The sequence below is a fragment of the Arthrobacter sp. HMWF013 genome (assembly GCF_003061105.1).
GTDB lineage: Bacteria > Actinomycetota > Actinomycetes > Actinomycetales > Micrococcaceae > Arthrobacter.
The window spans coordinates 1-1108 of sequence record NZ_QAIQ01000605.1 but is presented as its reverse complement, the minus strand read 5'-3'; the positions used below and the strand labels follow the sequence as shown (position 1 = coordinate 1108).

At 60.7% G+C, this 1108-nt stretch carries 2 protein-coding genes; one reads left to right on the top strand and one right to left on the bottom strand.

From position 1 onward, the window contains the following. Window positions 1–329, top strand: a 329-nt coding sequence (locus DBR22_RS20405; RefSeq protein WP_219928147.1) for a transposase, incomplete at its 5' end; no start/stop codon positions are given. A gap of 392 nt (window positions 330–721) precedes the next feature. Here DBR22_RS20405 and DBR22_RS20400 read toward each other — a convergent pair. Continuing rightward, the gene (locus tag DBR22_RS20400; protein ID WP_181365267.1) at window positions 722–880 is read right to left on the bottom strand and encodes a hypothetical protein; all 159 of its coding nucleotides are present in this window, start codon (window positions 878–880) and stop codon (window positions 722–724) included. Between the last annotated feature and the right edge of the window lie 228 nt (window positions 881–1108).

Genomic DNA, 1108 nt, shown 5'->3' with positions numbered 1-1108 from the left:
TGAGAAAGATAGTGATTATGCCCAAGCAGTTTCCGCCCGAAGTCCGTGACTGTGCAGTGCGCATGACCATGGATCGGTTGTCCGAATATCCGTCTGTCTCTGCTGTTTGCAAGGCATTGGCCCCGAAGCTCGGGGTCGGCCCTGAATCGCTGCGCCGCTGGGTTGTCCAGGCCCAGGTCGATGCCGGTGATAAGACCGGACCAAGCAGTGATGAGCTGGAGGAAATCAAGCGGCTCCGGGCTGAGGTGCGGGGCTTGAAAGAGTCCAACGAGATCCTGAAGCGGGCGTCGATGTTCTTCGCGAGGGAACTCGACCTTCGCCGCCGCTGATTTGTCGATTTATCGACGAAATGCGCGCTGTTGGCTATGCGGTCGAGTCGATCTGCGCCGTCCTGCGGGAGCAGGGCTTACAGGTCGCCGCATGAACCTACCGGGCATGGGAAGAAGCGCCTGCCAACCCTGCGCACCATCGAAGACGCGCGCATCACCGACGCCCTTCGCAGCCTGAAAGTTCTAGGGGCGAAGGGACACCCCCGGCCCGAGATCATCTACGGGCGGCAGAAATGACGTAGTGGCTGCGCCGGAACGGGTTCCTGGAAGCGTCTAAACACACCGTGGATCGGCTCATGCGCGAAGTGGGCATGAACGGCCTCGTCAGAGGCCGTAAGACCCGCACCACGGCCCGGTCAAGGGCAAGTACTTCTACGCTGTCCACCAGGACCCTATAACTCCTGCTCGAGTGCCGGGCCTGCCGGCATCTGACACGTGGCAATCCTCGGCGCATTTCGGGCACTGGCCGCCTGCACGAGGGCGAGTCCGGCGGCGTCCTGCGGTTCCATGAGCCGGGAAAGTGCGGCCCGGGTCATGTGTTCGTCTTCCATCTGCTTCTTTCCTTCATATGTCCGGCATCTTCCTGCTCATTGGCGCCCTGGTAGCGTTCTTCACGACGCGCAAGCGACAACCGCAAGGCAAAGCGAGACAAGGCCGAACGCATCATTACCGATACACGGTCAGTTGGCCTGGAGCACCTCAAAGCACCAGGCAGCATAAACAGACGGATATTCGGACAACCGATCCAAGGTCATGCGCACTGCACGGTCACGGACTTC